Annotated in this window: 23 protein-coding genes; 15 read left to right on the forward strand and 8 right to left on the reverse strand. The window is 70.9% G+C overall.

Annotated features, from left to right (window positions below; all coding sequences use genetic code 11):
* Positions 1-85 precede the first annotated feature (85 nt).
* Complete coding sequence (locus OG293_RS07105; RefSeq protein ID WP_405997912.1) at positions 86-262, reverse strand: hypothetical protein; 177 nt, start codon at positions 260-262, stop codon at positions 86-88.
* A 10-nt stretch (positions 263-272) separates the two neighbouring features.
* Positions 273-950: an AIM24 family protein gene (locus OG293_RS07110; RefSeq protein WP_405997913.1), complete on the reverse strand. Its 678-nt coding sequence runs from the start codon at positions 948-950 to the stop codon at positions 273-275.
* 81 nt (positions 951-1,031) lie between these two features.
* On the opposite strand from OG293_RS07110, the gene OG293_RS07115 reads away from it, so the two are divergent.
* The 7 genes from OG293_RS07115 to OG293_RS07145 all read left to right on the forward strand — a co-directional run bounded on the left by OG293_RS07115 (position 1,032) and on the right by OG293_RS07145 (position 8,566).
* On the forward strand, positions 1,032-1,748 hold the full coding sequence (locus OG293_RS07115) for a peptidyl-tRNA hydrolase (protein ID WP_405997914.1): 717 nt from the start codon (positions 1,032-1,034) through the stop codon (positions 1,746-1,748).
* Between the two features lie 107 nt (positions 1,749-1,855).
* A complete protein-coding gene (locus OG293_RS07120; protein WP_405997915.1) occupies positions 1,856-2,617 on the forward strand; it encodes a DUF4142 domain-containing protein in 762 nt (253 codons plus the stop codon).
* A 157-nt stretch (positions 2,618-2,774) separates the two neighbouring features.
* A complete protein-coding gene (locus tag OG293_RS07125; RefSeq protein WP_405997916.1) occupies positions 2,775-4,163 on the forward strand; it encodes a DUF692 domain-containing protein in 1,389 nt (462 codons plus the stop codon).
* Positions 4,160-5,158: a TIGR04222 domain-containing membrane protein gene (locus tag OG293_RS07130; protein WP_405997917.1), complete on the forward strand. Its 999-nt coding sequence runs from the start codon at positions 4,160-4,162 to the stop codon at positions 5,156-5,158. The genes OG293_RS07125 and OG293_RS07130 overlap by 4 nt, the downstream gene beginning before the upstream one ends.
* Positions 5,159-5,288: 130 nt before the next feature.
* Positions 5,289-6,038 (forward strand): DUF4142 domain-containing protein, encoded by a 750-nt coding sequence (locus OG293_RS07135; RefSeq protein WP_405997918.1) that lies wholly within the window; start codon positions 5,289-5,291, stop codon positions 6,036-6,038.
* 65 nt (positions 6,039-6,103) lie between these two features.
* Positions 6,104-6,865, forward strand: coding sequence for a TIGR04222 domain-containing membrane protein (locus tag OG293_RS07140; protein ID WP_405997919.1), 762 nt, complete (start codon positions 6,104-6,106; stop codon positions 6,863-6,865).
* 99 nt (positions 6,866-6,964) lie between these two features.
* Positions 6,965-8,566 carry an alpha/beta hydrolase gene (locus OG293_RS07145; protein ID WP_405997920.1) on the forward strand — a complete coding sequence of 534 codons (1,602 nt, stop codon included), beginning with the start codon at positions 6,965-6,967 and terminating at the stop codon, positions 8,564-8,566.
* Positions 8,567-8,624: 58 nt separating this feature from the next.
* Here the strand turns inward: OG293_RS07145 and hemQ are convergent, their stop codons facing one another.
* Together hemQ and hemG are read right to left on the reverse strand one after the other, a co-directional pair.
* Complete coding sequence (gene hemQ / locus OG293_RS07150; RefSeq protein ID WP_405997921.1) at positions 8,625-9,338, reverse strand: hydrogen peroxide-dependent heme synthase; 714 nt, start codon at positions 9,336-9,338, stop codon at positions 8,625-8,627.
* 4 nt (positions 9,339-9,342) lie between these two features.
* Positions 9,343-10,770: a protoporphyrinogen oxidase gene (gene hemG / locus OG293_RS07155; RefSeq protein WP_405997922.1), complete on the reverse strand. Its 1,428-nt coding sequence runs from the start codon at positions 10,768-10,770 to the stop codon at positions 9,343-9,345.
* Positions 10,771-10,905: 135 nt separating this feature from the next.
* Here hemG and OG293_RS07160 point away from each other — a divergent pair, with 135 nt between their 5' ends.
* Together OG293_RS07160 and OG293_RS07165 are read left to right on the forward strand one after the other, a co-directional pair.
* Positions 10,906-11,853: a DUF4349 domain-containing protein gene (locus OG293_RS07160; protein ID WP_405997923.1), complete on the forward strand. Its 948-nt coding sequence runs from the start codon at positions 10,906-10,908 to the stop codon at positions 11,851-11,853.
* Between the two features lie 33 nt (positions 11,854-11,886).
* On the forward strand, positions 11,887-13,260 hold the full coding sequence (locus OG293_RS07165; protein WP_406003529.1) for an FAD-dependent oxidoreductase: 1,374 nt from the start codon (positions 11,887-11,889) through the stop codon (positions 13,258-13,260).
* Positions 13,261-13,356: 96 nt separating this feature from the next.
* On the opposite strand, the gene hemE is transcribed toward OG293_RS07165, so the two are convergent.
* Complete coding sequence (gene hemE, locus OG293_RS07170) at positions 13,357-14,421, reverse strand: uroporphyrinogen decarboxylase (RefSeq protein WP_405997924.1); 1,065 nt, start codon at positions 14,419-14,421, stop codon at positions 13,357-13,359.
* Between the two features lie 92 nt (positions 14,422-14,513).
* Between hemE and OG293_RS07175 the strand changes: the two genes are divergently transcribed.
* The 5 genes from OG293_RS07175 (at position 14,514) to OG293_RS07195 (ending at position 21,037) form a co-directional block, all read left to right on the forward strand.
* Positions 14,514-15,185, forward strand: coding sequence for a DUF3000 domain-containing protein (locus OG293_RS07175; protein ID WP_405997925.1), 672 nt, complete (start codon positions 14,514-14,516; stop codon positions 15,183-15,185).
* A gap of 267 nt (positions 15,186-15,452) precedes the next feature.
* Complete coding sequence (locus tag OG293_RS07180) at positions 15,453-16,115, forward strand: LuxR C-terminal-related transcriptional regulator (protein ID WP_405997926.1); 663 nt, start codon at positions 15,453-15,455, stop codon at positions 16,113-16,115.
* Positions 16,116-16,193: 78 nt separating this feature from the next.
* Complete coding sequence (locus OG293_RS07185; protein WP_405997927.1) at positions 16,194-17,471, forward strand: HRDC domain-containing protein; 1,278 nt, start codon at positions 16,194-16,196, stop codon at positions 17,469-17,471.
* A gap of 210 nt (positions 17,472-17,681) precedes the next feature.
* Positions 17,682-18,902: a thiolase family protein gene (locus tag OG293_RS07190; RefSeq protein ID WP_405997928.1), complete on the forward strand. Its 1,221-nt coding sequence runs from the start codon at positions 17,682-17,684 to the stop codon at positions 18,900-18,902.
* On the forward strand, positions 18,899-21,037 hold the full coding sequence (locus tag OG293_RS07195; protein WP_405997929.1) for a 3-hydroxyacyl-CoA dehydrogenase NAD-binding domain-containing protein: 2,139 nt from the start codon (positions 18,899-18,901) through the stop codon (positions 21,035-21,037). Before OG293_RS07190 ends, OG293_RS07195 begins: the two co-directional genes overlap by 4 nt.
* Before the next feature lie 103 nt (positions 21,038-21,140).
* On the opposite strand, the gene OG293_RS07200 is transcribed toward OG293_RS07195, so the two are convergent.
* A complete protein-coding gene (locus OG293_RS07200; RefSeq protein WP_405997930.1) occupies positions 21,141-22,307 on the reverse strand; it encodes a hypothetical protein in 1,167 nt (388 codons plus the stop codon).
* A 125-nt stretch (positions 22,308-22,432) separates the two neighbouring features.
* Here OG293_RS07200 and OG293_RS07205 point away from each other — a divergent pair, with 125 nt between their 5' ends.
* Positions 22,433-22,813, forward strand: a complete 381-nt coding sequence (locus OG293_RS07205; RefSeq protein WP_405997931.1) for an NTP pyrophosphohydrolase — start codon at positions 22,433-22,435, stop codon at positions 22,811-22,813.
* Positions 22,814-22,909: 96 nt separating this feature from the next.
* On the opposite strand, the gene OG293_RS07210 is transcribed toward OG293_RS07205, so the two are convergent.
* Complete coding sequence (locus tag OG293_RS07210; protein WP_405997932.1) at positions 22,910-24,427, reverse strand: amino acid permease; 1,518 nt, start codon at positions 24,425-24,427, stop codon at positions 22,910-22,912.
* Positions 24,428-24,570: 143 nt separating this feature from the next.
* Positions 24,571-26,517 carry a 1-deoxy-D-xylulose-5-phosphate synthase gene (gene dxs / locus OG293_RS07215; protein WP_405997933.1) on the reverse strand — a complete coding sequence of 649 codons (1,947 nt, stop codon included), beginning with the start codon at positions 26,515-26,517 and terminating at the stop codon, positions 24,571-24,573.
* Positions 26,518-26,613: the final 96 nt, after the last annotated feature.

The raw sequence follows: 26,613 nt of genomic DNA on the forward strand, positions 1-26,613 counted from the left end.
CGGATATACCGGAGTTCTGCAGATCCGTAGGCCTGCAGAGCCGTGAACCTGTAGACCTGTCAGTCGCGGGTCCGGTCCCCCCTTGCTAGCCCGAGCAGGCCGCGCGCTGCGCCTCGTGCCATGCGCAGACCGGGCAGAGCGTCACGCCCTTGACCGACTCCGGATACTCCGTCGGCTTCCGGCACAGCACGCACTCGGCGAACGGCGGTCCACCGGCCACCGTCGGAGCGGGGACCGGTGTCGCACGGTACGACTCGTCCATGCGTACGAGACTAGTTGGCCGACGCCTTCTGCGGGGTCAGCTCGCTGGGGCGCACGATCACAAAGCCCTCACCCTGGAGCATCAGCTGGACGGCCTCGCCCGAGCCGCCGCGGATCATCGAGCCGATGGACTGCGAGCGATGCAGCGAGGTGTTGAGCCGGGTACTCCAGCCGACGACGGCGTCGGTGTCGACGTAGACGGGCTGTTGCGCGGTGACGGGTATCACTATCGGGTTGCCCTCACAGATCACGGCGAGCTTGCCGTACCCCGTGAAGACGCTGTTGAAGATGCCGCCGCCGGTCATGCCGGCGCCCTTCACCGTCTTGATCTCGTACGACAGCGAGGAGTCGAAGCAGAGCACATTGCGGCCGTTGATGGTGAGCGCGTCGCCCTGGTCGATGTCGACGATGAAGCAGTTCTGAGCCTCGTGGGCGAACCACGCCTCGCCCTGTCCGCGCACGGCCATGAGCGCGAGCCCCTCGCCGGTGACGGCGCGCTTGAGCATGCCGCCGATGCCCTGGCCCTTGCGCTCGAACTGGAGATTGCCGCGGAAGGCGACCATCGATCCCTGCCGCGCGTGCATCTCGCCGTTGACGGCGTACTTGATCGACTTGGCGTTCTGCAGGGTCATTCCGGGGACGGTTGCCTGCTGTGCCATGTTCTCGGAGGCGAAGAGATCACTTTTCATGGGGTGCATCGTGGCCCGGAGCTATCCGTTCCGCCAAGAATCCGGCCAGGGCGGGACGGAGGAGGCTGGCAGACTGACCGGGTGAGCAGCGAAGAAACCCGTCCCGACAGCCCCTTCGAGCACGAGAGCACCCTGCGCGACGCATCCCCGCAGTACGTCCTGCCGCTGGTGGTCCACATCGAGAAGGCCCAACCTCCGGCCCGTACCGACGCGCTGGAGACCGCGGCACGCGCGGTGCTCCACATCCTGAGCGACGAGCGCTCTCTCGGGGAGGGCGAATGGGCGCAGGCGATGCGGGACTGGCAGGACGCCCGTATCCGCAAGGTGGTCCGCAGGGCGCGCGGCGCGGAGTGGCGCAAGGCCGCGGCCCTGCCGGGGATCACGGTGACGGGCTCGGCGGCCGAGGTCCGGGTGTTTCCGCCCGTCCCGCTCGACGGCTGGCCGAAGGAGCTGGCCAAGCTCCAGGTCTCGGGCACCGATCTGGACGATCCCGAGCCGCCATCAGCACCCGACCTCACGGGTCCGGTTCTGTGGCTGAGCCCGGATCTCGACATGTCGGCGGGCAAGGCCATGGCGCAGGCCGGACACGGCGCGCAGCTGGCGTGGTGGGAGCTGCCGGAGGCGAACCGGAAGGCGTGGCACGACGCGGGTTTTCCGCTCTCCGTGCGCACCGCGGAGCCCGTGGAGTGGAAGAAACTCACGGTCAGCGGCCTGCCGGTGGTCCGGGACGCGGGATTCACGGAGATCGCTCCGGGGTCCTGCACGGTAGTTGCGGATCATCCCTCGCTGCGCGGTTGAACATCCGGGCCCCCGCCTACGTACCTGTCGGTACCGCCGATTAAGTTGAACCTTTCATTCAGTCGGCGGTTGGTGGCGTGTAACGCATCGGCTCTGGAGGCACATTGTTGCGGCGCATCAACGGGACGGCACTCATCATCGCGGCACTCGTCGCCACGGTGGGAGCGCTCGCCTTTCCCGTCTGGTCATATGCGGACCGTTCTGGTACCGGTCAGGACAACCTCAATGCCTCGAGCGTGGCAACCCAGTGGGGCCCGCTCACGGCCACGGACCGGGATTTCCTGGTGAAGGTGCGGCTGGCGGGGCTCTGGGAGCTCCCTGCGGGGCAGCAGGCGATCGAGCGTGCGCCCACCAAGGCGATCAAGGACACGGGTGATCACCTGGTCGTCGGCCACACCGACCTCGACAAGAGGGCACGCGATGTGGCGGCAAAGCTCGGAGTCGAGCTGCCGAACCAGCCCAACGAGATGCAGCAGGGCTGGCTGCAGGAACTGTCGGCGGCGACCGGCAAGGACTACGAGTACAAGTTCGCGAATCTGCTGCGCAACGCGCACGGCAAGGTCTTCGCGCTGATCGCCGAGGTCCGGCACACCACGCGGAACAGCCTGATCCGCCAGCTGGCGACGGACGCGAACCAGACGGTCCTCGACCACATCACCATGCTGGAGGCGACCGGACTGGTCGACTTCGACTCCATTGCGAACGGTGCCGCGAGCGGGGCCACGGCCAGCCCGACCGGCCCGCCGCCGCCGAACGGCAACCTGCCACCGCAGCCGGCGCCGGCGTCGCCGTCCGGGGACCAGTCGTTCACCTCGCAGCCGTCGACGCAGCCCGGAGCACCGACGGCGATCAACACGAACCGTCCGTGACGCGGTTCCGCCGGAGCCCGGCGGAAGCCGGCACAATCCGGCCAGGCCCGGCGGAACCTCAAATCATCCTCTGAACGTCCCCTCCTCTGGATTGACCGCGGTCCGGCGGGGCCATAGGCCCTGCACGCACCGTCACACGGCGCAGAGGAGGGGACCCATGGAACTCGGTATCGGTATCGGCTGGCGCCCGGAGATCGCGGACGCGGTGGAGGAACTGCCAGGCGTCGACTGGGTCGAGGTCGTCGCGGAGAACGTCTGCCCGGGCCATCTGCCCGCCGCGCTCACCCGGCTGCGCTCGCGCGGCACCCGGATCATCCCGCATGGCGTCTCTCTCGGCCTGGGCGGTGCGGACCGCCCCTCGCGGCAGCGCCTCGCCGACCTGGCGGAGCGGGCGACGGCGCTCGGTGCGCCGCTGGTCACGGAGCACATTGCGTTCGTACGGGCCGGAGGCCCGCTCACCGCGTCCCCGCAGCTGGAAGCGGGCCACCTGCTGCCCGTGCCGCGGACCTGGGACGCGCTGAAGGTCCTCTGCGAGAACGTCCGTATCGCGCAGGACTCGCTGCCGGTGCCGCTGGCGCTGGAGAACATAGCGGCGCTGATCTCCTGGCCGGGTGAAGAGCTCACGGAGGGCCAGTTCCTGGCGGAACTGGTCGAACGCACCGGCGTGGGCCTGCTGATCGACGTGGCCAACCTCCACACGAACCATGTGAACCGCGGCGAGGATCCGGCGAAGGCGCTGGACGAACTCCCCGTCGAGGCAATCGCGTACGTCCATGTGGCAGGCGGGATCGAGCGCGACGGTATCTGGCACGACACCCACGCCCACCCGGTGACCCAGCCGGTCCTGGACATCCTCACGGAACTGCGCTCACGAGTGTCCCCGCCCGGGGTCCTGCTGGAACGGGACGACGACTTCCCGCCGAAGGACGAGCTGGCGGCGGAGCTGGAGACGATCCGCGCGACGGTGACGATCCGTACGCCGGTGACGATCTCTGCACCTGCGGCATCGCACGCGCCGATCCCAGGAGCCCGCGGCGACAAGACGCCAAACGCCCGTCCCCCGGCCGACATCGACGCGTGCGAAGAAAGCCCCTCCCCTGCCCTGTCGCTGAAAGGCGCGGCCGGGACAGAAGGCTGCCCCTCCCGGGAACGCGTCGCGCTCGCCCAGGCCGCACTGCTGTCCGCCCTCGTCGCCGGGACCCCCGTCCCCGAAGGCTTCGCATCGCGGCGTCTGGGCGTCCAGAGCCGCGCCCTCGCCGCCAAGCGGGCCGATGTCGTCGCCAAGGTCGCTCCCGAGCTGCCGCAGATCCTGGGCCGTGGATACCGCGACGCGTTCCTCGCGTACGCCAAATCCCGTCCCATGAAGTCCGGCTACCGCCGCGACGCACTCGACTTCGCGGAGCACCTGCTCGTCGCGGGGCGTCCCGACGACGACAGTGCCCGCCGGCTGCTGACCCGCTGGTGGGAGGAGCGTGCCGCGCCGCACCCGCCGCGCCGTGCCACCCGCTTCGTCCGCGCGGCGCGTGCCGCTCTCGTCGGGAGATGAATCCGATGGTCGTCCTCGTCGTACTCGTCTATCTCGCCGTCGCCGCGTCCTCCGTCGCGCTGCTCCTGCGGTCGTCCGGCCGCTCCGCCCACGCCGGTCCCGTCCAGCACTTCTACGAGGCCGCCTTCCTCAGCGGCGGCCCGGCCAGGGTCGTGGACTCTGCGCTCGCGGAGCTCCACGCGGACGGCCGGATCGTCATCGGCGGACCGGGAATCGTCTCCGTACGCCACCCGCTGGCCCACGACCCCGTCGACCGCGCGGTGTTCGACCAGCTTGCCGCCGCCCCGACCGGAGCGCTGCACACCCTGCGCCGTGAGGTCATGCGGCACCCCGCCGTGCAGGAGATCGGCGACGACCTCGCCGCCCGCGGCCTGATGACGCCGCCCGGCGAGAACCGCGGTCCGAGGAGGTGGGGCTGTGCCCTGGCGCTGGTGTGCGTACTCGCCCTCCCCGCCACCTTCATCGTGGCCATCGCCACCCTCGTCGAGACCGAAGGGGACAGCTCCAGTCTGCAATTTTTGGGCATGATCTTTCCGGCACTGGTGGCGGGGGTCGTGATCGGGCTCGTGGTGTCGGCCCGTGCCCGGCGCCGGATCACCACGGCGGGACGGGACGCTTTGAGGGTGTACCGCACGCAGTACGCCACCCTCTGCTCGGCGGGGCATCTCGTCGCCCTGAACGGACTGCGAGCCGTGCCCGACCCCGCGCTCCAGGCGCAGCTGACTGCGGCGGCACGCACGCCGGGCACCAGCAGCCACAGCAGTTCGGGGTCGTCGGACTACGTTGCCCTCTGGTGCGCGGGGGCATCCCCGGGATCCGGCTGCGGGGGCTCCAGCTGTGGCAGCAGCACGGGATCCGGCTGCGCTTCCTCCGGCGGGTCCAGCTGCGGGTCTTCGAGCGGGTCCAGCTGCGGTGGCTCCTCGGGCGGGTCCAGCTGCGGATCTTCGAGCGGCTCCAGCTGCGGTGGTGGCGGAGGCTGCGGCAGCAGCAGCTGAAGCCCGCCTCGGCGGCCGAGGCGGGCTCCCGCCCACCCCTGTGACCCGGCACTTCCCCCAACACCCCACAGGATCATCGCAGAGCCGACTAGCGTGCGGACCGCGTGCGGACCCGTACGCAGGAGGCACTATGCGTTTCCTGACCGGCACCGGCCTGATCGTCGCCGCTCTGACGACGACCGCGGCGGCGATCCTGTTTCCCGTCTGGTCGTACGACGACCGCTCCGGAACCCCCGAGGCCAACCTCAGGGCCGGTTCCGTCGCCACGCCCTGGGGCCCGCTCTCCGCCGCGGACCGCGACTTCATCGTCCGGGTCAGACTCGCCGGGCTGTGGGAGCTCCCGGCGGGTCAGCAGGCCGTCGGCCGCGCCCCGAGCGTCGCCGTGAAGGCGGCAGGGGAGCATCTCGTCGAGGGCCACACCTACCTCGACGCCCGTGTCCGCGAGGTCGCGGCCCGGCTGAACATGGAGTTGCCGAACCAGCCGACGGCTCAACAGCGCGGATGGCTGAAGGAGTTCACCGAGGCGAGCGGCCGGGAGTACGAGATCGCGTTCGCCAACATCCTGCGCCGCGCGCACGGCAGGGTCTTCTCCCTGGTGGCGGACATCCGCAACAGCACCCGCAACTCCCTGGTGCGCGCGCTCGCCGACGACGCCAACACGACCGTGCTCGACCACATCAGAGTCCTGGAGGCGACCGGTCTCATCGACTACGACGCCATCGCCGAGGGCTCCGCGGCGACCGCGAGCCCCACCGGACCACCGCCGCCCGCTCCCGGGGCGGTACCGCCGCCGGCCGAGGCCGTCACCCCCACCCCTGCCCCGTCGTATCCGCTGCCGCCCGCGACCTCCCGGCCACGCTCCAGCATCACGAACCAGTAACGCCCCCTGTCCGCATGGCGAACAAGCCGTGGCGCAGGCGAGGAGGTCTCGCGTAGAACTCGGCCATGCTCTGGGTCCTCTTCCTCCTGGTGGCCTGGGCCGCGGCCGCCGTCAGCTGCGCCCGGCTCTGCCTCGCCGCCTTCGACGCATCGCGCCCCGACCCCGAAGGAACGGACCGGGAGCGCTCATTGAGCCTGTACGAGGCGGCCTTCCTGGCGGGCGGCCCGCACCGGGTCGCGGAGCTCACGCTCGTCGCGATGCACCGGCGCCGCCGGCTGCTGCTCGCCCACACCGGATGGGCCACGGTCGTCGACCCGGAGGGCCAGGACGACCTGGAGCGCTCGGTCATCGGCGCGATAGGGCCGACGGGCCAGGCCCGCACAGGGGCGGTCCGCTCCGAAGCGTCCGCCACCGACGCGGTACGTGCCCTTGCCGACCGGCTCGTCCGCGCCGGGCTCGCCGTCCCGGACAACTGCCGTACAGGAGTCGCGTACGCCGTCCGCGCCGTCCAGGGCGCGACGGTGCTCGTCGTGGCGATGGCAGCCGCGGCCCTTTCGATGGTCCCTGGGGGCCGGACCGCCACAGCCGCCACCGTCCTCGGCTGGTTCGCGCTCCCCCTGCTGCTCACCGTCGGCTGTCTGGCCATCGCTCGCATCGAGGTGCATCCGTACTCCCGTTGGGCCTCGCCCGCCGGTCAGCGCCTGCTCCGTGCGCTCTCCCCCAGGGACACGCTCACCGCCGTCGCCGTGCGCGGGGTCCGTGCGCTGGACGATCCGGCGCTGCGGGCTGCGCTGTCGAAGGGCCGCACGGCGCATCGGAGTCAATGACCCCGACACCGGACACCGGTCCTTTACTTCGTCCGTCACCGCACCAAGGATCCCTTTCGTCCCGTGGCCCAACGGCCGCCGTCGTACGAAGGGAACACGATGAGAGCAGTGGCGATGTACGGGGCCGTGGCGGGCCTCGGTTCCCTGGTCGTCTCCGCGTCGGCCGTCGCCCCGGCCGGCGGCACGAGCACCACCGACGCCGAGTCGTACGGGGTGACCATCGCCGCCGAGCGCGCCGAGGCCGCGGGAATCGTCTTCGGTACCTGTCCCAAGGCCGAGATGCTGCCCTCCCCGGTCCAGTGCGGCACGGTCACGGTTCCGCTCGACTACGCCGAGCCGTCGGGACGGCAGATCTCGCTGACCGTCAGCCGCGCCAGGGCGAGCGGGAAGCCGGAGGAGTACCAGGGAGCCTTCGTCTACAACCCCGGTGGCCCCGGCGCGTCCAGCATGTACTTCCCGCTGGCCGCCGCGCTCCCCGAGTGGAAGCGCATTGCCGGGGCGTACGACATCGTCGGCTACGCCCCGCGCGGTGTCGCCCGCTCGGCTCCGCTGTCGTGCGAGGACCCGGCCGGCTTCATCAAGGCGCCGAGTCCCGCGCCGGTGCATCCGTCGCCCGCGTACAAACTGGAGCGGATCGCGCAGGCGAAGGCGTACGCACAGGGCTGCGCCCGCAGGACCGGTCCGGCGCTTCGCCACTACACCTCGCTCAACAACGCCCGTGACCTGGATGTGCTGCGGGCTGCGCTCGGCCAGCCCCGTCTCACCTTCATGGGCGCCTCGTACGGCACCTATTTCGGCGCGCTGTACGCGACACTCTTCCCCTCGCACGTGCGCCGCATGGTCTTCGACTCGGCGGTCGACCCCTCACCCGGCCAGATCTGGTACCGCAGCAATCTGGACCAGTCGTTCGCCTTCGAGAGCCGCTGGGCCGACTTCCGCGCCTGGGTCGCCAAGCACGACGCGACGTACCACCTGGGGGCCACGCCCGACGCGGTGTCGCGCAGCTACGAGAAGGCGCGCGCCCGGCTCGCGCTCCGGCCGGCGGGCGGGAAGGTCGGCCCCGGTGAGCTGCACGCGGCGTTCCTCGGGGCGGGCTACTACGACGACTACTGGACCCTGCGCGCCACCGCGCTGTCGGAGTATCTGAAGGGCAACGAGAAGCCGCTGATCAGTCAGGCCGCCCCCAGGCCGGAGGCGGCCCGGAGCGCGGAGAACGCCGGCGCGGTCTACACCGCCGTGGAGTGCAACGACGCTCCCTGGCCCACCGAGTGGGAGGTCTGGGACCGCGACAACACCGATCTCGCGAGCGTCGCCCCCTTCGAGACCTGGGACAACGCCTGGATGAATCTGCCGTGCGCCTACTGGCAGACGCCCCGGCAGGAGCCGCTGGACGTACGCACATGGCCGGGCGCTCTGCCGCCGACGCTGATCCTGGCGGCCGAACGGGACGCGGCGACTCCGTACGAAGGGGCGCGCGAGCTGGCCCGGCGGCTGAGCGGCTCCGTGCTGATCACCGAGGAGGACGCCGGTACGCACGGCATCGGGGGCGGCGGCAACGAGTGCGTCAACGCCTACCTGGAGGACTATCTGCTGCGAGGTGAGACGCCGGTGCGGCGCGCGTCGTGCGCGCCGCACCCGGAGCCGGACCCGGTGTCGCTGGAGCGGAGTGCGGCCACGCCGAAGCTGCCCCACGCCGTCTGATCTTCCGGGTCTGAGACGGCCGGGTCCGCAACGCGGGGCCGGCCGTCATGCTGCGGACTCAGGCGAGTCCGGCCACCAGTTCCGCGACCGACTTGCGGCGGCCCGTGTAGAACGGAACCTCTTCGCGCACGTGCATGCGGGCCTCGGAAGCGCGCAGATGACGCATCAGGTCGACGATGCGGTGCAGCTCGTCGGCCTCGAAGGCGAGGATCCACTCGTAGTCGCCGAGCGAGAACGAGGCGACCGTGTTGGCGCGCACATCGGGAAAGCCGCGGGCCATCTTGCCGTGGTCGGCGAGCATCCGGCGGCGGTCCTCGTCCGGCAGCAGGTACCAGTCGTAGGAACGCACGAAGGGGTAGACGCTGACATAGTCGCGCGGCGTCTCGTCGGCCAGGAAGGCCGGGATGTGCGACTTGTTGAACTCGGCGGGGCGGTGCAGCGCCATGTTGGACCACACCGGCTCCAGCACGCGGCCCAGCCGGGTGCGCCGGAAGAGGTTGTACGCCTCCTGGAGCTCGTCGGCGGTCTCGGCGTGCCACCAGACCATGACGTCCGCGTCGGCGCGCAGCCCGGACACGTCGTAGGTGCCCCGGACGGTGACGTCCTCCGCGGCGAGCTGGTCGAACAGCTCCTGGACCTCGTCCGCGTAACCGGCGCGGTCGTCGGGAAGGAGGTCGCGCAGCTTGAAGACGGACCACAGGGTGTAGCGGACGACCTCGTTGAGGTCCTTCGCCCTCTTCCCCGCGTTGGGAGTCTTTTCCGGTGCAGTCATGAGGCTATTCTCCCGCGTCGTCCGCAGTGCCCCGCACCAGGGTGGACGTGGCGATGATCTCGTCGGCCGCACGCTGCGCGCTCGCGATGCAGGCCGGGATGCCGACCCCGTCGTAGGCGGCGCCGCAGACCCTGAGACCCGGCAGTTTCGCGACCTCCTCACGGATCCGGGCGACGCGCGCCAGATGCCCGACGGGGTACTGCGGCAGCCCGCCGATCCACCGGGTCACATCGGTCGCCACGGGCCGGGCGGCGAGCCCGGTTGCGTCGCCGAGGTCGTGCAGCGACACGCCGACGAGCTCGGCGTCGTCGCGGTGCAGATGCTCTTCCTCGCCGTAGCGGCCGATCGAGGTGCGCAGGACGAACAGGTCGGAGGAACCCTCGTCCACCCAGCCCCACTTGCGGGTGGAGAACGTGGACGCCTTGATGGTGCGGCCGTCGACGGGCGGCACGAGGAAGCCGCTGGCGTCCGGGATCGCGGCGAGGTCGGCGCGCCGGAAGGCCATGGTGACCAGCGTCATCGAGGCGTACTCGATCTGGCCGAGCTCGGCGGCGGCGGCCGGGCACTCGGCGGCCAGCAGCGCGGAGGCGGACCAGGCGGGGGCGGCGAGCACCACGGCGTCGGCGGCGAGGACGCGCCGGTCGGTGCGGATCTCCCAGCCGTCGGATGTACGGGTCAGGCCGAGGACGGGCGTGTCCGTCAGGATCTCGCCGCCCCGGGCTCGTACGGCGTCGGCGACGGCCACCGGCAGCTGCCCGACTCCGCCCTCGATCCCCATGAAGACGGGCCCGGCCGCCTGCTGCGCGGCGGCCTGCGCCTGGATCTCCCGTACTCCTTCGAGCAGCGAGTGATGGGCCTTCGCCGCCTCGAACAGCCGGGGGACGGCCGCGCGCATGGAGATGCGGTAGGCGTCGCCCGCGTACACCCCGCCGAGCAGCGGTTCGACGAGCCGGTCGACGACCTCGCGGCCGAGACGCTCGGCGACATACGCGCCGACGGCGACGTCGTCGCCGATCTCGGCGGGCGGTAGCTCGCGCTCCTGCCCGATACGGGCGACCCCCTCCGGGGAGAGCAGCCCGGCGAGGGCTCCCGCGTCACCCGGAACGCCCATGACGTGGCCCTTGGGCATGGGCCGCAGGGCGTCGCGCGTCCAGACCGACGCCGAGGTCGTCGCGGGGGGCTGGAGGCGGTCGGCAAGACCGACGGCACGGGCCAGTTCGACGGCTTCGGGGCGCCGGGCGAGCATCGACTCGGCGCCGAGATCGACGGGCGCGCCCTCGATCTCACCGGCCTGGAGCTTGCCGCCCAGCCGGTCGGTGGCCTCCAGCAGGGTGACGCGCGCCCCGGAGGCGAGCAGCCGGTGCGCGGCCGCGAGGCCGGCGATGCCGCCCCCGATGACGACCACATGACCCGTGGGTGTGTCCGCGTTCATGACTCCCACTCTCTCAAACCCCGTACCGAGTCCTGACCGTGACCGCTTCGGGACCGGAAACGGCAACCGGCACCACGGCACCGCACGTCGAACCGGCACCATCCACCACTCACCACCTGTCACCGGGGGGCCTGTATGCGTGCACGTCGTACGTTCGCGGCACTGTTCCTGACCGCCTCACTCGCGCTCGCGGGGTGCAGCGGTGCATCCGACACATCAGGCGCGGACGACAAGTCCATGGCCGAGCCCGCGGCCCAGGAGGGCAAGGGCGGCGGCTACCGGGCCGACGCGGAGTCCGGCGCCGGGTCGGGCGCCGCGCAGACCCGGCCGAAGGAGCCCGCCTCCCTGGTGGGCTCCCACGTCATCCGCACGGCCGATCTGAAGGTCGAGGTCAAGGACGCCCCCAAGGCCCTGGCGGCGGCGCGCAGGACGGCTGCGGACGCCGGCGGTCATGTCGCCAACGAGAGCACCGAGCGGATCGATGACACGCATGTGACCTCGCGCGTGGTGCTCCGCGTACCGCAGGAGAAGTACGAGGCGGTCCTGAGCGAACTGGCGGGGGCGGGAAAGCTGATCTCCCGCAAGGCCGACGCCAAGGACGTCACCGACCAGGTGGTCGACGTCGAGAGCCGGACAGCGACGCAGCGGGCGAGCGTGAACCGCGTACGGGCGCTGATGGACCGGGCCACCAAGCTCAGCGACGTGGTGGCGCTGGAGGGACAACTGAGCAGTCTTGAGGCGCAGTTGGAGTCGCTGCTCGCGCAGCGGGCCGCACTCAGGGACCGGACGACGCTGGCCACGATCACCCTGTCGCTCTCCGAGAGCGAGGAAAGCGGCAAGGAGTCGCAGGACGACGGTCCGGGCTTCCTGGACGCGCTCGGCGGCGGCTGGAACGCGCTGGTCGCGACGGCGCGGTGGATCGGGGTGGCGATCGGCGCGGTGGCTCCGTTCGCGGCGGTGCTGGCGACCCTGTACGCGCTGTGGCGCTGGGTGGTGCGGCCCCGGCTGCCCCGGCGCCCGGACGCCTCGGCACCCGCGCCCGCGCCCGGTCCAGGTTCCGTTCCCGGTCCTGGCCAGGACTGAACGGCCGTTCCCCCGTAGCGTGTTCCCATGGCGATGGAGCGACTGGTGGTCATCGGGGGCGATGCGGCGGGCATGTCCGCCGCATCGCAGGCACGCCGGCTCAAGGGCCCGGACGAGCTGGAGATCGTCGCGTTCGAACGCGGGCACTTCAGCTCGTACTCGGCCTGTGGGATTCCGTACTGGGTCGGCGGTGACGTTCCCGAGCGCGAGGACCTGATCGCCCGTACGCCCGGGGAGCACCGCGAACGGGCGATCGACCTGCGGATGCGCACGGAAGTGACAGAGATCGACCCGGCGGGCGGGCGGGTGCGCGCGCGGGACCTGGAGAGCGGCGCGGAGGCGTGGACGGGCTTCGACAAACTGGTCGTCGCGACGGGCGCGCGGCCGGTCCGCCCGCCGCTGCCCGGCATCGACGCGGCGGGCGTGCACGGGGTGCAGACGCTCGACGACGGCCAGATGCTCATCGACACGCTCAAGCGGACGGAAGGACGGCGGGCCGTCGTCGTGGGCGCGGGCTACATCGGCGTCGAGATGGCGGAGGCTCTGCTGAACCGCGGCTTCGCGGTGACCGTCCTCAACCGCGGCGAGCAGCCGATGGCCACCCTCGACCCGGACATGGGCCGTCTGGTCCACGAGGCGATGGACGGCCTGGGCATCACGACGGTGGCCGGGGCCGAGGTCACCAAGATCCTCACGGGCGGGGAGGGCCGGGTGCGGGCGGTGGCGACCGAGGATGCGCAGTACCCGGCGGACGTCGTGGTCCTCGGCATCGGCGTCGAGCCGGAGACCACGCTCGCCGGGGCGGCCGGCCTGCCGCTCGGCGAGCACGGCGGGCTGCTCACCGATCTGTCGATGCGGGTCCGCGGCCAGGAGAACATCTGGGCGGGCGGCGACTGCGTGGAGGTCCTCGACCTGATCTCGGGCCGCGAGCGCCATGTCGCGCTGGGCACGCACGCCAACAAGCACGGCCAGATCATCGGCGCGAACGTGGGCGGCGGGTACGGGGTGTTCCCGGGTGTGGTCGGCACGGCGGTCAGCAAGGTCTGCGATCTGGAGATCGCCCGCAGCGGTCTGCGCGAGAAGGACGCGCGGGCGGTGGGACTGCAGTACGTCACGGCCACGATCGAGTCGACGAACAGCGCGGGCTACTACCCCGGCGCGGCGCCGATGACGGTGAAGATGCTCGCGGAGCGCCGCACGGGCCGGCTGCTCGGTGTCCAGATCGTCGGGGCGCAGGGGGCGGCCAAGCGGGTCGACATCGCGGCAGTCGCCCTGACGGCGGGCATGACGGTGGAGCAGATGACGATGCTGGACCTCGGTTACGCCCCGCCGTTCTCACCTGTCTGGGACCCGGTGCTGGTGGCGGCGCGCAGGGCGGTGACGGCAGTCCGCGAGGCGGGCGCGTGAGCCCGCGGCCGGCCTGTTCCCCGCCCCGTCCCTTTGGGTGACCGCAGGGCCGGGACGCAGCCCCGGTTCAGGAAGGGCGGCCGGGGCAGACCCCCGCTACCGCGCCGTCCGCTCGTGCACGTACTCCACCAACCCCGTCAGCGCATCCGGGTCCGTCGTGGGCAGCACCCCGTGCCCCAGGTTGAACACGTGCCCCTCCAGTCCACGAGCCGCCGCGAGCACCTCGTCCGTCTTCGTCTCCACGGCCTTCCGCGAGGAGAACAGCACCGCCGGGTCCAGGTTGCCTTGGAGCGCCTTGCCGGGACCCACCCGGCGCGCGGCCTCGTCCAGCGGGACGCGCCAGTCGACGCCGACGACGTCCGCGCCCGCCTCGCCCATCAGCCCGAGCAGTTCGCCGGTGCCGACGCCGAAGTGGATGCGCGGCACCCCGTACGAGGCCACCGCGTCGAAGACCTTGGCCGAGGCCGGCATCACCGAGCGCCGGTAGTCGGCGGGCGCGAGCGCGCCCACCCACGAGTCGAAGAGCTGCACGGCGCTCGCGCCCGCCTCGATCTGCACCTTGAGGAAGGCGGAGGTGATCTCCGCGAGGCGGTCGAGCAGATCGGCCCACAGCTGCGGGTCGCCGTACATCAGCGCCTTGGTGTGCTCGTGGTTGCGTGAGGGGCCGCCTTCGACGAGGTAGCTCGCGAGGGTGAAAGGCGCTCCGGCGAATCCGATGAGCGGAGTCGCACCGAGTTCGCCGGTGAGGAGCCCGATCGCCTCGGTGACGTACCAGACGTCTTCGGGCGTGAGGTCGCGCAGGCGGTCCAGGTCGGCGCGGGTGCGGATCGGCTCGGCGACGACCGGACCGACGCCCGGCTTGATGTCGAGGTCGACGCCGATGGCCTTCAGGGGGACGACGATGTCGCTGAAGTAGATCGCGGCGTCGACCTTGTGGCGGCGCACCGGCTGCAGCGTGATCTCGGTGACGAGCTCGGGCCGCATGCACGAGTCGAGCATCGGAACGCCCTCGCGCACCTTGAGGTATTCCGGAAGCGAGCGCCCCGCCTGACGCATGAACCAGACCGGCGTGTGCGGCACCGGCTCACGCCTGCACGCCTTGAGAAAGGCGGAGTCGTACGTCTTGGTCGGCTGGCCCGAGGGGCGGTCGTTGGCGCTCACGCCCCAAATCTTCGCATGTACGCAAGAAGTGGCTGCCCCGGGCCGGGTGTCCCTCCCTGCACGAAGCTCCCGTTCCGCCTACTCTTCCCCGCATGGCTGCGGCTCAGGGACATTTTTCCGATCATTCCAACAGCGCTGACGAGACGGACAGCGCGGAGGGGAGTGCCGTCCCGCGCGTGTTCCGGCAGGCGGTCGACGCGCTACGGGCGGCGCGGCTCCGGCCGGAGGTCGAGGTGGATCCGACGCGCCCGCCGCAGCGGCTCGCCCCGCACGCGTACGCCCTGGAGGCGGCGGTCGTCGAGGGCGAAGACGATCTTGCCGACGGACGACTGGTGCTGCTGCACGATCCGGCAGGCCACGAGGCCTGGAAGGGCACGTTCCGTCTGGTGACGCTGGTGCGCGCGGAGCTGGAACCGGAGATGGCCGCCGATCCGCTGCTTCCCGAGGTCTGCTGGTCGTGGCTGACGGGGTCGCTGGAGGCGCGTGGTCTCTCGTACGGGGAGGCGAGCGGCACCGTCACCCGTGCGGGGTCTCACTATTTCGGAGGACTCTCCGAGCGCCTTCCGGCGACGCAGATCGAGATCCGTGCGTCATGGACACCCCGCGAGGGCCGGGGCGGTGTTCCCGACTCCGCGGCACACCTTGCCGCCTGGTGCGATCTGCTCTGCCAGGTCGCGGGGCTGCCACCGGCACCGGGCATCGGGACGGAGGGGGCGACGGGCGTGGTCTCCCTCCCGCAGCGCCGTGGACCGCAACAGCCCTGACTTCACCTCCGGGTACGGCCCGGGACACTGAGCGCGGGATGCGCGGATTCGCGCCCGCGGCTTCACTCGTGCGCCCGCTCACGGCAGTTCGCTCGTAGGATGATCGATCACTCGTCCGAATTGCACCAATTGTTACTCACCAAATCGTGATCATTCTCTAAAGGCGGACGGGTTCGCTGCCGAAGAGGTCTGTGACCCTAACTGCACGGTTCGCCCCGGCTTCATCCCCGAGCCGGCTCCGTCCCGCACCTTCCCCCAGGAGGCCTGGTGTCCGTTCTTCTCGAGCAGCCCGCAAGCCTGGTCGCCTACCGCCCGAACAAGCCGACGGCCATGGTCGTCGTGGCCGACCCGCGCGTCCGCTCCACCGTCACCCGCCACCTGTGGGCCCTCGGAGTGCGTGACGTCATCGAGGCGTCGTCCATCGCGGAGGCCCGTCCCCGCGTCGGCAACCCGCGCGACATCTGCGTTGCCGACGTCCACCTGCCCGACGGTTCCGGGCTGACCCTCCTGTCCGAGACCCGAGCAGCGGGCTGGCCGAACGGCCTCGCCCTTTCCGCAGCCGACGACATCGGCGCCGTGCGCAACGCCCTCGCGGGCGGAGTCAAGGGCTATGTCGTCACCGGCACCCGTACCAACATCGGCCACCCCACCCGTCCCGGCGCCGCCCCCATCGGCGCCGCGGCCAGCAGGATGCACCGCCGCCCCCCGGGCGCCCCGAGCCACCCGGGCGGCTACCGCGAGCTCTCCGGCCGAGAGGTCGAGGTGCTCCGCCTGGTCGCCGAGGGCCAGTCCAACAAGGCCATCGGCGTCTCGATGGGCCTGTCCGCGCTGACCGTCAAGAGCCACCTCGCCCGTATCGCACGCAAGCTCGGCACGGGCGACCGCGCCGGGATGGTCGCCGTGGCTCTGCGCACCGGCATCATCCACTGACCCCACCGCTTTTCTTTCGCGCCCGTCGACGGAACGTTCCGTCGACGGGCGCCGTCCGTTCACAGATACCCTTGACACGTGACCGACGCCCAAGAGACCGCAGCAGAGACCGCACTGCGAACCACCGGGGGCGCTCCCCCGGACGACGTCGAACCGGCGCCGATTCCTTTGCTGGAGCCCCGTGAAGGCATTCCTCCGGTGGTCGCCGACGACGCCGCGCTGGCCGAGGTGATCGCCGCCTTCGCGGCGGGCACCGGCCCCGTGGCGGTCGACGCCGAACGTGCCTCCGGCTACCGGTACGGCCAGCGGGCCTATCTCGTACAGCTGCGCCGCGAGGGCGCGGGGAGTGCGCTGATCGACCCGGTCGGCTGCCCCGACCTCTCGGAGCTCGGTGAGGTGCTCTCCGACACCGAGTGGATTCTGCACGCGGCCACCCAGGATCTCCCCTGCCTGCGCGAAATAGGCATGGTCCCCACCCGGCTCTTCGACACCGAGCTGGCCGGGCGGCTCGCGGGCTTCCCTCGGGTGGGACTCGGCGCGATGGTCGAGTCCGTCCTCGGATACGCCTTGGAGAAGGGCCACTCCGCGGTCGACTGGTCCACCCGCCCGCTGCCCGAGCCGTGGCTTCGCTACGCCGCGCTCGATGTGGAGCTGCTGATCGATCTGCGCGACGCGCTGGAGAAGGAGCTGGCCCGGCAGGGAAAGCTGGAGTGGGCGCGCGAGGAGTTCGACGCGATCGCCTCCGCCCCGCCCGCTCCCCCGCGCAAGGACCCCTGGCGCCGCACGTCCGGGATGCACAAGGTGCGCCGCCGCCGTCAGATGGCCGTCGTACGGGAGCTGTGGACGGCCCGGGACAAGGTCGCTCAGCGGCGTGATGTGTCACCGGGCAAGGTGCTGAGCGACGTCGCGATCGTCGAGGCCGCGCTCGCCGTGCCGGCGACCGTGCAGGCCCTGACCGCGCTGCCCGGATTCGGTCACCGCATGGGCAGGCGGCAGCTGGAGCAGTGGCAGTCGGCCGTCGACCGCGCCAAGGCGCTGCCGGACACCGAGCTCCCGCAGCCCGGCCAGCCGCTGAACGGTCCCCCGCCCCCGCGCTCGTGGGCGGACAAGGACCCGGCCGCCGCGGCACGGCTCTCCGCGGCGCGTGCGGCGGTGTCCTCGCTCGCCGAGGAGCTCAACATGCCGCAGGAGAACCTGATCACCCCGGACACGGTCCGCCGGGTGTGCTGGGAGCCGCCGGCCGAACCGACGGCCGCGGCCGTCTCCGAGGCGCTGGCGGGACACGGCGCGCGGCCGTGGCAGATCGAGCAGGTGGCGCCGCTGCTGACCCGCGCTCTCGCGGCGACACCGGCCTGACGGGGAGCGCTGCTCGACCGCCGGACGGGCTCGCACCGGCCCCCGGCGGTCGGCGCGCGGGGTCCGGGCACACAGCCACGGTGTGTGACCTTCACCGCTCCCGACGCTGGGACTGGGCATGCGGGTTACCCGCAAGTAGCATGAGCGGAGGAAGCGCGCGCTTAGGCGCGCCCCGCAGCAGTGCCACCCGCACCCTGGAGGAGAGCCAACGTGCCTCGTACCGTCAGGGACGTCGTCTTCGTCGACGGCGTCCGCACCCCGTTCGGCAAGGCGGGCCCGAAGGGCATTTACCACGAGACCCGGGCCGACGATCTCGTCGTGAAGGCGATCCGGGAGCTGCTGCGACGCAACCCGGACCTCGACCCCCAGAAGATCGACGAGGTCGCCATCGCCGCGACCACCCAGATCGGCGACCAGGGTCTGACCCTCGGCCGCACGGCGGGCATCCTCGCGGGTCTGCCCCAGTCCGTACCGGGCTACTCCATCGACCGCATGTGCGCCGGCGCCCTGACCGCCGTGACCGCGGTCGCGGGCGGCGTGGCCTTCGGTGCGTACGACGTCGCCATCGCCGGTGGCGTCGAGCACATGGGCCGCCACCCCATGGGTGAGGGTGTCGACCCGAACCCGCGGTTCGTCTCGGAGAAGCTGGTCGACGAGTCCGCCCTGTTCATGGGCATGACCGCCGAGAACCTGCACGACCGCTACCCGCACATCACCAAGCAGCGCGCCGACGAGTACGCCGTGCGCTCGCAGGAGAAGGCCGCGAAGGCGTACGCCAACGGCAAGATCCAGCAGGACCTGGTGCCGGTGTCGGTGCGCCGCACGAACCCCGAGGCGGGCGAGACCGGTTGGGGTCTGGTCACCGCCGACGAGCCGATGCGTCCGGGCACGACCCTGGAGAACCTCTCCGCCCTCAAGACGCCGTTCCGTGTGCACGGCCGCGTCACCGCCGGAAACGCCGCCGGCCTCAACGACGGTGCCACCGCGTCCCTCATCGCCTCCGAGGACTTCGCGCGCGAGAACAACCTGCCGGTCAAGATGCGCCTCGTCTCGTACGCCTTCGCCGGCGTCGAGCCCGAGGTGATGGGCTACGGCCCGATCCCGGCGACCGAGAAGGCCCTCGCCAAGGCGGGCCTGTCGATCGAGGACATCAACCTCTTCGAGATCAACGAGGCGTTCGCCGTCCAGGTGCTGGCACTCCTCGACCACTACGGCATCGCCGACGACGACCCCCGCGTCAACCAGTACGGCGGCGCGATCGCCTTCGGTCACCCGCTCGCCTCCTCCGGCGTCCGGCTGATGACGCAGCTGGCCCGCCAGTTCGAGGAGCAGCCGCACGTCCGCTACGGCCTGACCACCATGTGTGTCGGCTTCGGCATGGGCGCGACGGTCATCTGGGAGAACCCGCACTTCGACGGAGGCACCAAGTGAGCACCACCACTGAGCTGCTGAAGGGCGCGGCCGAGCTGTTCCCGGACGAGGTCGTCACACAGGCGCACGTGCGCCACCTCGACCTCCCTGCGGGCGCGGGCCGCTTCGCCCTCATCACACTGGACAACGGCCTGGACCACACCAAGCCGACCACCTTCGGCCCCCAGTCGCTGGCGAACCTGAACGCCGCTCTCGACCAGGTCGAGAAGGAGGCCGGCGAGGGTTCGGTCGTCGGCGTCGGTATCACCGGCAAGCCGTTCATCTTCGCCGTGGGCGCCGACCTCAAGGGCGTCGAGCTGCTCAAGCAGCACTCCGACGCGCTCGCCATCGGCAAGGGCGGCCACGACGTCTTCAAGCGGCTCTCCGCGCTCGCGGTGCCGACCTTCGCGTACTACAACGGTGCGGCGATGGGCGGCGGCGTCGAGGTCGGTCTGCACTGCTCGTACCGCACCGTCTCGAAGGCGATCCCGGCCTTCTCGCTGCCCGAGGTCTTCCTCGGTCTCGTCCCGGGCTGGGGCGGCTGCGCCCTGCTGCCGAACCTGATCGGCGCGGACCGCGCGGTCTCGGTGATCGTCGAGAACTCGCTCAACCAGAACAGGCAGCTCAAGGGCGCGCAGGTCTTCGAGCTCGGGATCGCCGACGCGATCTTCGAGGGCGCGGACTTCCTGGAGCAGTCGCTCATCTGGACGGCGTCCGTCCTCAAGGGCGAGACCGTGGTCGCCCGTCCCGAGGTCGACCGCGGCGAGGCCTGGGACCAGGCCGTCGAGCGCGGCCGTGCCTTCGCCGACTCCAAGGTGCACGGTGCGGCCCCGGCCGCCTACCGCGCGCTGGAGATCATCGCCGCCGCCAAGGACGGTGACCTTCAGGCAGGCTTCGACGCCGAGGACACCGCTCTCGCGGACCTGATCATGGGCGGCGAGCTGCGCAGCGGCATCTACGCCTTCAACCTGGTCCAGAAGCGCGGCAAGCGCCCGGCCGGTGCCCCGGGCAAGGACCTGGCCCGTCCGGTCACCAAGGTCGGCGTCGTCGGCGCGGGCCTGATGGCCTCGCAGCTGGCGCTGCTCTTCCTGCGCCGCCTTGAGGTGCCGGTCGTGCTGACCGACATCGACCAGGAGCGTGTCGACAAGGGTGTGGACTACGTCCACGCCGAGATCGACAAGCTCCTCTCGAAGTCCCGTATCAACCAGGACAAGGCCAACCGTCTCAAGGCCCTGGTCACCGGTGTGCTGGACAAGGCCGAGGGCTTCTCCGACGCCGACTTCATCATCGAGGCCGTCTTCGAGGAGATCGGCGTCAAGCAGCAGGTGTTCGCCGAGGTCGAGGCCGTCGCCCCGGCGCACGCGATCCTCGCCACCAACACCTCTTCGCTGTCGGTCACCGAGATGGCCTCCAAGCTCCAGCACCCGGAGCGCGTGGTCGGCTTCCACTTCTTCAACCCGGTCGCGATTCTCCCGCTGTTGGAGATCGTCCGCGGTGAGAAGACGGACGACGCCGCCCTCGCCACCGCCTTCGGTGTGGCGAAGAAGCTGAAGAAGACCGCCGTGCTGACCAAGGACGCCCCTGCCTTCGTGGTCAACCGCATCCTGACCCGCTTCATGGGCGAGATCCAGAACGTCATCGACGAGGGCACCCCGGTCGAGGTGGCCGAGAAGGCCGTCGAGCCGCTGGGTCTGCCGATGTCGCCGCTGGTCCTCCTGGAGCTGGTCGGCCCGGCCATCGGCCTGCATGTCTCCGAGACCCTCAACCGGTCCTTCCCGGACCGTTTCACGGTCTCCGAGAACCTGGCCGCGGTCGTCAAGGCGGGCAAGCGCGGCTTCTACGTCTACTCCGCGGAGAACAACTTCAAGCCGGAGCTGGACCCGGAGGTCGCCGCCCTCCTCAAGCAGGGCGATGTCGTCCTCACCGAGGAGCAGACCCGCGAGCGCGTGCTCGACGCGGTGGCGCAGGAGATCGGTCTGATGCTGGAGGAGGGTGTCGTGGCCGAGGCCCAGGACATCGACCTCTGCCTGATCACCGGCGCGGGCTGGCCCTTCCACCTGGGCGGCATCACGCCGTACCTGGACCGTGAGGGCGTCTCCCAGCGGGTGAACGGCAAGCCGTTCCTGGCGCGGGGCGTGGCGAGCGTCCCGGCGTAACGCGGACCCATCACGGCAAGCGGCCCCGGCACCGGGAAGGTGCCGGGGCCGCTTGTCCGTCTCGCGGTGCCGGGGACCTGCGTCACCCGGCTGCGGGGGCCGGTCAGATCCGGATCCAGGCCTCCATGGCCAGTCCGGGCTCGTTCGTCTTCTGACGCGTGAGGCGCAGCGAGCCGTCCGCCGCGAACGCGGCGAGCACCACGCGTCCGCGCGCGTCCACGGCGAGCGCGGGAGCCCCGACGCACGCCTCTCCGGTGCCGGTCCACACCGCACCCGCCGATTCGGTCTCGGTGGGATAGGCGGCGAGCGCCGGCCGGCCGTCGGTGTCACGGTGGGCCATCAGCGTGCAGTCGTGTCCGTCCACGGCCGCCCGCAGCAGGGAGACGGGGCCGGAGCCCGACGCGCCGCCCAGCGGCTCGGGAACGCTGTCCTGGCGCCACGCCTGTACCTCGCCGGACTTCTCGTCGCGCCAGAAGAAGGTGAGCCGGTCCTCGCCGGTGGCTACGGCGGACACGGAGCCGTCCTGGACGTGCGAGGGGATGTCCCCGTCCCGGGTGAACAGCGGCTGGTCGCCGTCCTGTACCCACCGCATCACCGACTCGCGGGCGGGCGCGAGGACCTCCGCGCGGCCCCCGTCCGCCGCGCCGGCGGCCAGCCGGCCGTGAGCTCCGCTGCCCTTGAGGTCCGCCCAGGGCTTCCACGCTCCGGTGGAGGTCTGGCTGCGGGCGCACACTCCACCGCCGACGTTGCGGACGAAGACATGGACGTTGCCCCCGCCGTCGACGACCGCGGCCGGACGTCCTATCTGGACGGCGAGCTTCCAGTCGTTCGGATAGGGGGTGCCCAGGGGCTGCCACTCCTTGACCGGGCGTCCCGTCTGGTACTGGATGGCGTGGACGATGTCCGTACGGACCTCGTCACCGCCGCCGACGGGTGTCTGCCGTACGCCGAAGAAGTGCACATAGCCGTCGGCCCCCTGGGCGACGGCGAGGAACGGCTGGAGTCCCTCGGCCCTGGCGACCAGCTCGGGGCCCGTCCAGTCCGGCCCACCGGGCATGGTCTCGGTCCAGCGCAGGACACCACCCAGAGCCGGTGCGTACGCCGTGAGGCGGTCGTCCTTGCCCCGCAGCAGCCAGCCGGTGGCGGTCGGGCCGCCGTCCTCAGCCGTGCTGACCGGGTTCGGGATGTGCTGCCGGTTCCGCTCTGCCGTGGGAACCTCGCGGGTCTGGCCCGCCTGCCGCTTCGATCTCCGCGCAGGCCCCAACGCCATGGCTCACCGGCCACCTTTCCTGATGAGAACCGCGCTCGGCGGCCGCATACAACGCTCCATGAAGTCCTGCGACAATAACACCCGGCGGGTCGGCTAATTCCTGGGGATTTCCGGTGCGAACACTCATGATCGTTGACGCCGCGAATGTAGTCGGTTCGGTGCCCGACGGCTGGTGGCGCGACCGGCGCGGAGCGGCGACGCGGCTGCGGGACAGACTCGTCGGTATCGCCTCCGACGGGGCGCCGGGGCATCCGGGTCCGGTCGAGGTCGTGCTGGTCGTGGAGGGTGCCGCACGCGGCGTCGGGAGCGTGCCTGGCGTGCGGGTCGAATCCGCGCGGGGCAGCGGTGACGACCTGATCGCGGAGCTTGCGTGCGGGCGCGAGGAGGGCCGCGACTGCGTGGTGGTCACGGCGGACCGAGAGCTCAGGCGACGGGTCGAGGCGTGCGGCGCCCGGTGCGTGGGACCGCGGACCGTGTGGCCGGCGACGCGCGTTCCGGAGGCTTGACGGTCTCACCCGGAAGAGGACACGGCGCACGGCCCCGCGGATCCTGACGAGCGGATCTGCCGGGCCGTGCGGAGCCGGGGCCGGTGACTCATGGCCCTAGTACTCGGCGTCGGCGCCCGCGCGCCCGAGGCGGCTGTGGCCCCTGCCGTACAGGAAGTACACGACCAAGCCGATGAGCATCCAGACGGCGAAGCGGAGCCAGGTCTCGCCCGGCAGGTTCAGCATCAGCCACAGCGAGGCGGCGATCGAGATGATCGGGACCACCGGCACCCACGGGGTGCGGAACGCGCGGTGCAGATCGGGCCGGGTGCGGCGCAGGACCATGACGCCGAGGGCGACGACGACGAACGCAAAGAGCGTGCCGATGTTCACCAGGGTCGCCAGTTCGTTGATGCTGGTGAATCCCGAGATAACGGCAATGATCACGCCGAGGAGGATGGTCGGGCGGTAGGGAGTCTTGAACTTCGGGTGCGTGACCGAGAAGAAGCGCGGCAGCAGGCCGTCGCGGCTCATCGCGAAGAACACGCGGGTCTGGCCGAGCAGAAGGATCAGACACACGGTGGTGAGACCCACGGCGGCGCCGAAGCTGATCACGCCCGCGTAGAAGGGATGCCCGACGGACTTGAAGGCGTCCGCAAGGGGGGCGCTGATGGACAGTTTGGTGTAGTGCTGCATACCCGTCACCACGAGCGCGACGGCGACGTAGAGGATGGTGCAGATCAGGAGCGAGCCGAGGATGCCCCGGGGCATGTCGCGCTGCGGGGTCTTGGTCTCCTCGGCCGCCGTCGCCACCACGTCGAAGCCGATGAAGGCGAAGAAGACGACGGACGCGGCGGTGAAGATGCCCATGACACCGAAGTTGGTGGCGTCGTAGCCGAAGATCAGCTGGACCATCGGGGAGTCTTCCCAGCCTGCTCCGCCCGGCGGGGTCACCGCGTCCGGGATGAAGGGCGAGTAGTTGTCTCCGACGATGAAGAACAGGCCCGCGATGATCACGATCATGACCACCGTGACCTTGATGGCCACCACGATCGCGGTGATGCGTGCGGACAGCTTCATGCCGAGCACCAGGATCGCCGTCAGCACCAGGACCAGCAGGAAGGCCAGGAGGTCGAAGGTGCCGTCGGGCGCGTCCGGCCCTTCCAGAGCCGCTGGCAGATGCCAGCTGACGTTGTCCATCAAGGAGCGCACATAGCCGGACCAGCCGACCGCGACAACGGCCGTACCGAGCGCGAACTCAAGGACGAGGTCCCAGCCGATGATCCAGGCCGGCATCTCGCCGATGGACGCATACGCGAAGGTGTAGGCCGATCCGGCCGCCGGGACGGTGGAGGCGAACTCCGCGTAGCACAGCGCAGCGAGCGCACACACGATTCCGGCGGCGACGAAGGCCAGAGCGGTGGCCGGCCCCGCGTTCTCCTTGGCAACCTTTCCGGTGAGCACGAAGATGCCGGTACCGATGATGACACCGACGCCGAAGACGGTCAGGTCCCATGCGGACAGGGACTTCTTCAGCGCATGCTCGGGTTCTTCCGTGTCTCGGATCGACTGCTCGACCGTCTTGGTCCGGAACAGGCCGCCTCCGGCTGGCCCTGTGTCCTGCTGCGTACTCACCGGCGTTACCTCCACGCACTCGTCGTGACGCCATGATTGGGACACTGACGGCCCGACAGGGCTCCGTACGGGTGGATTTCACGCGAATGGGCCGGTCGGACCACCCATACAGGGTGACCCACCGGCCCATCGAGGGCTGCAGGTCAGTCGCGCACGGGCTCCACGGCCGGGCTCACGAAGCGGCCGTCCAGCTTGGAGACGAGGCCCGTCACCTGGCGGGCGATGTCCGGGGCCGTCAGGCCGATCTCCGCCATGACCTCCTTGCGGGAGGCGTGGTCGAGGAAGCGCGGCGGGATGCCGAAGTCGCGCAGCGGCACGTCCACGCCCGCGTCGCGCAGCGCCTGGGAGACGGCGGAACCGACGCCGCCGACCCGGCTGTTGTCCTCGACGGTGACGACGACCCGGTGCCGCTCGGCGAGCGGCGCGAGCGCCTCGTCGACCGGCTTGACCCAGCGTGGGTCGACGACCGTGGCCGAGATGCCCTGCGCCTGGAGCAGATCCGCAATCTCCAGGCACATCGGGGCGAGTGCGCCGACGGAGACGAGCAGGACGTCCGTCAGGGGGCCTCCCATGCCCGCAGGGCCATGGGGGAGTTCCGCTGCGGCCTCGCGCAGGACGTCCATGCCGCCGACCCTGCCCACGGCCTTCACCGCGGGGCCGACCGCGCCCTTGGAGAAGCGCACCACGGTCGGCGCGTCGTCCACCTCGACGGCCTCGCGCAGTTGGGCGCGGACCTGGTCGGCGTCGCGCGGCGCGGCGATCCGCAGCCCGGGGACGACCTGAAGGATCGACATGTCCCACATGCCGTTGTGGGAGGCGCCGTCGGTGCCGGTGACGCCCGCGCGGTCGAGTACGAAGGTGACACCGCACTTGTGGAGCGCCACGTCCATCAGCACCTGGTCGAAGGCACGGTTGAGGAAGGTGGCGTAGACGGCGAAGACGGGGTGCAGTCCGCCGGTCGCGAGGCCGGCGGCGGAGACCGCGCCGTGCTGCTCGGCGATGCCGACGTCGTAGACCCGGTCGGGGAACGCCTTGGCGAACTTGTCGAGGCCGACCGGCTGGAGCATCGCCGCTGTGATGGCGACGAGGTCCTTGCGCTCCTTGCCGAGCTCGACCATCTCCTCGCCGAAGACGGAGGTCCAGTCGAGGCCCGAGGTGGAGATCGGTAGGCCGGTGTCCGGGTGGATCTTGCCGACGGCGTGGAAGCGGTCCGCCTCGTCCTGGAGGGCGGGCTGGTAGCCGCGGCCCTTCTCGGTGAGGCAGTGGACGATGACGGGGCCGCCGAAGCGCTTGGCGCGGGCGAGGGCGGACTCCAGGGCCTCGATGTCGTGGCCGTCGATGGGGCCGACGTACTTGAGTCCGAGATCCTCGAACATGCCCTGCGGAGCGATGAAGTCCTTCAGGCCCTTCTTGGCGCCGTGGAGGGTCTCGTAGAGCGGCTTCCCGAGGACCGGGGTGCGCTCCAGGAACTCCTTGCCGCGGGCCAGGAAGCGCTCGTAGCCGTCCGTCGTGCGCAGGGTCGCGAGGTGGTTGGCGAGGCCGCCGATGGTGGGCGCGTACGAGCGCTCGTTGTCGTTGACGACAATCACCAGGGGACGGTCCTTGGCGGCCGCGATGTTGTTCAGCGCCTCCCAGGCCATGCCGCCGGTGAGCGCTCCGTCGCCGATGACGGCGACGACGTGGTCGTCCTTCTTCAGCACCTCGTTCGCCTTGGCGAGGCCGTCGGCCCAGCCGAGGACGGTCGAGGCGTGGGAGTTCTCGATGATGTCGTGCGCGGACTCGGCACGCGCGGGGTAGCCGGACAGGCCGCCCTTCATCTTCAGCTTCGAGAAGTCCTGGCGGCCTGTCAGCAGCTTGTGCACATAGCTCTGGTGGCCCGTGTCGAAGAGGACCTTGTCCTTCGGAGAGTCGAAGACACGATGCAGGGCGATGGTCAGCTCCACCACACCGAGGTTCGGTCCGAGGTGGCCGCCGGTCTTGGAGACCGCGTCCACGAGGAAGGTCCTGATCTCGGCGGCCAGCAGGTCCAGCTGCTCCGGGCTGAGCCTGTCCAGATCGCGCGGTCCCGTGATGCGGGTCAGCAGGGCCACCCGTGCCTCCTTGCAGTTGAGCGGTCTAGCGTGCCGGTCTGCCGAGTCTAATCTTCCGCCTGGGAGCGCGGTCATCGGGCGGTGCGATCTACGTCA

The organism is Streptomyces sp. NBC_00829 (assembly GCF_045161795.1).
Lineage (GTDB): Bacteria > Actinomycetota > Actinomycetes > Streptomycetales > Streptomycetaceae > Streptomyces.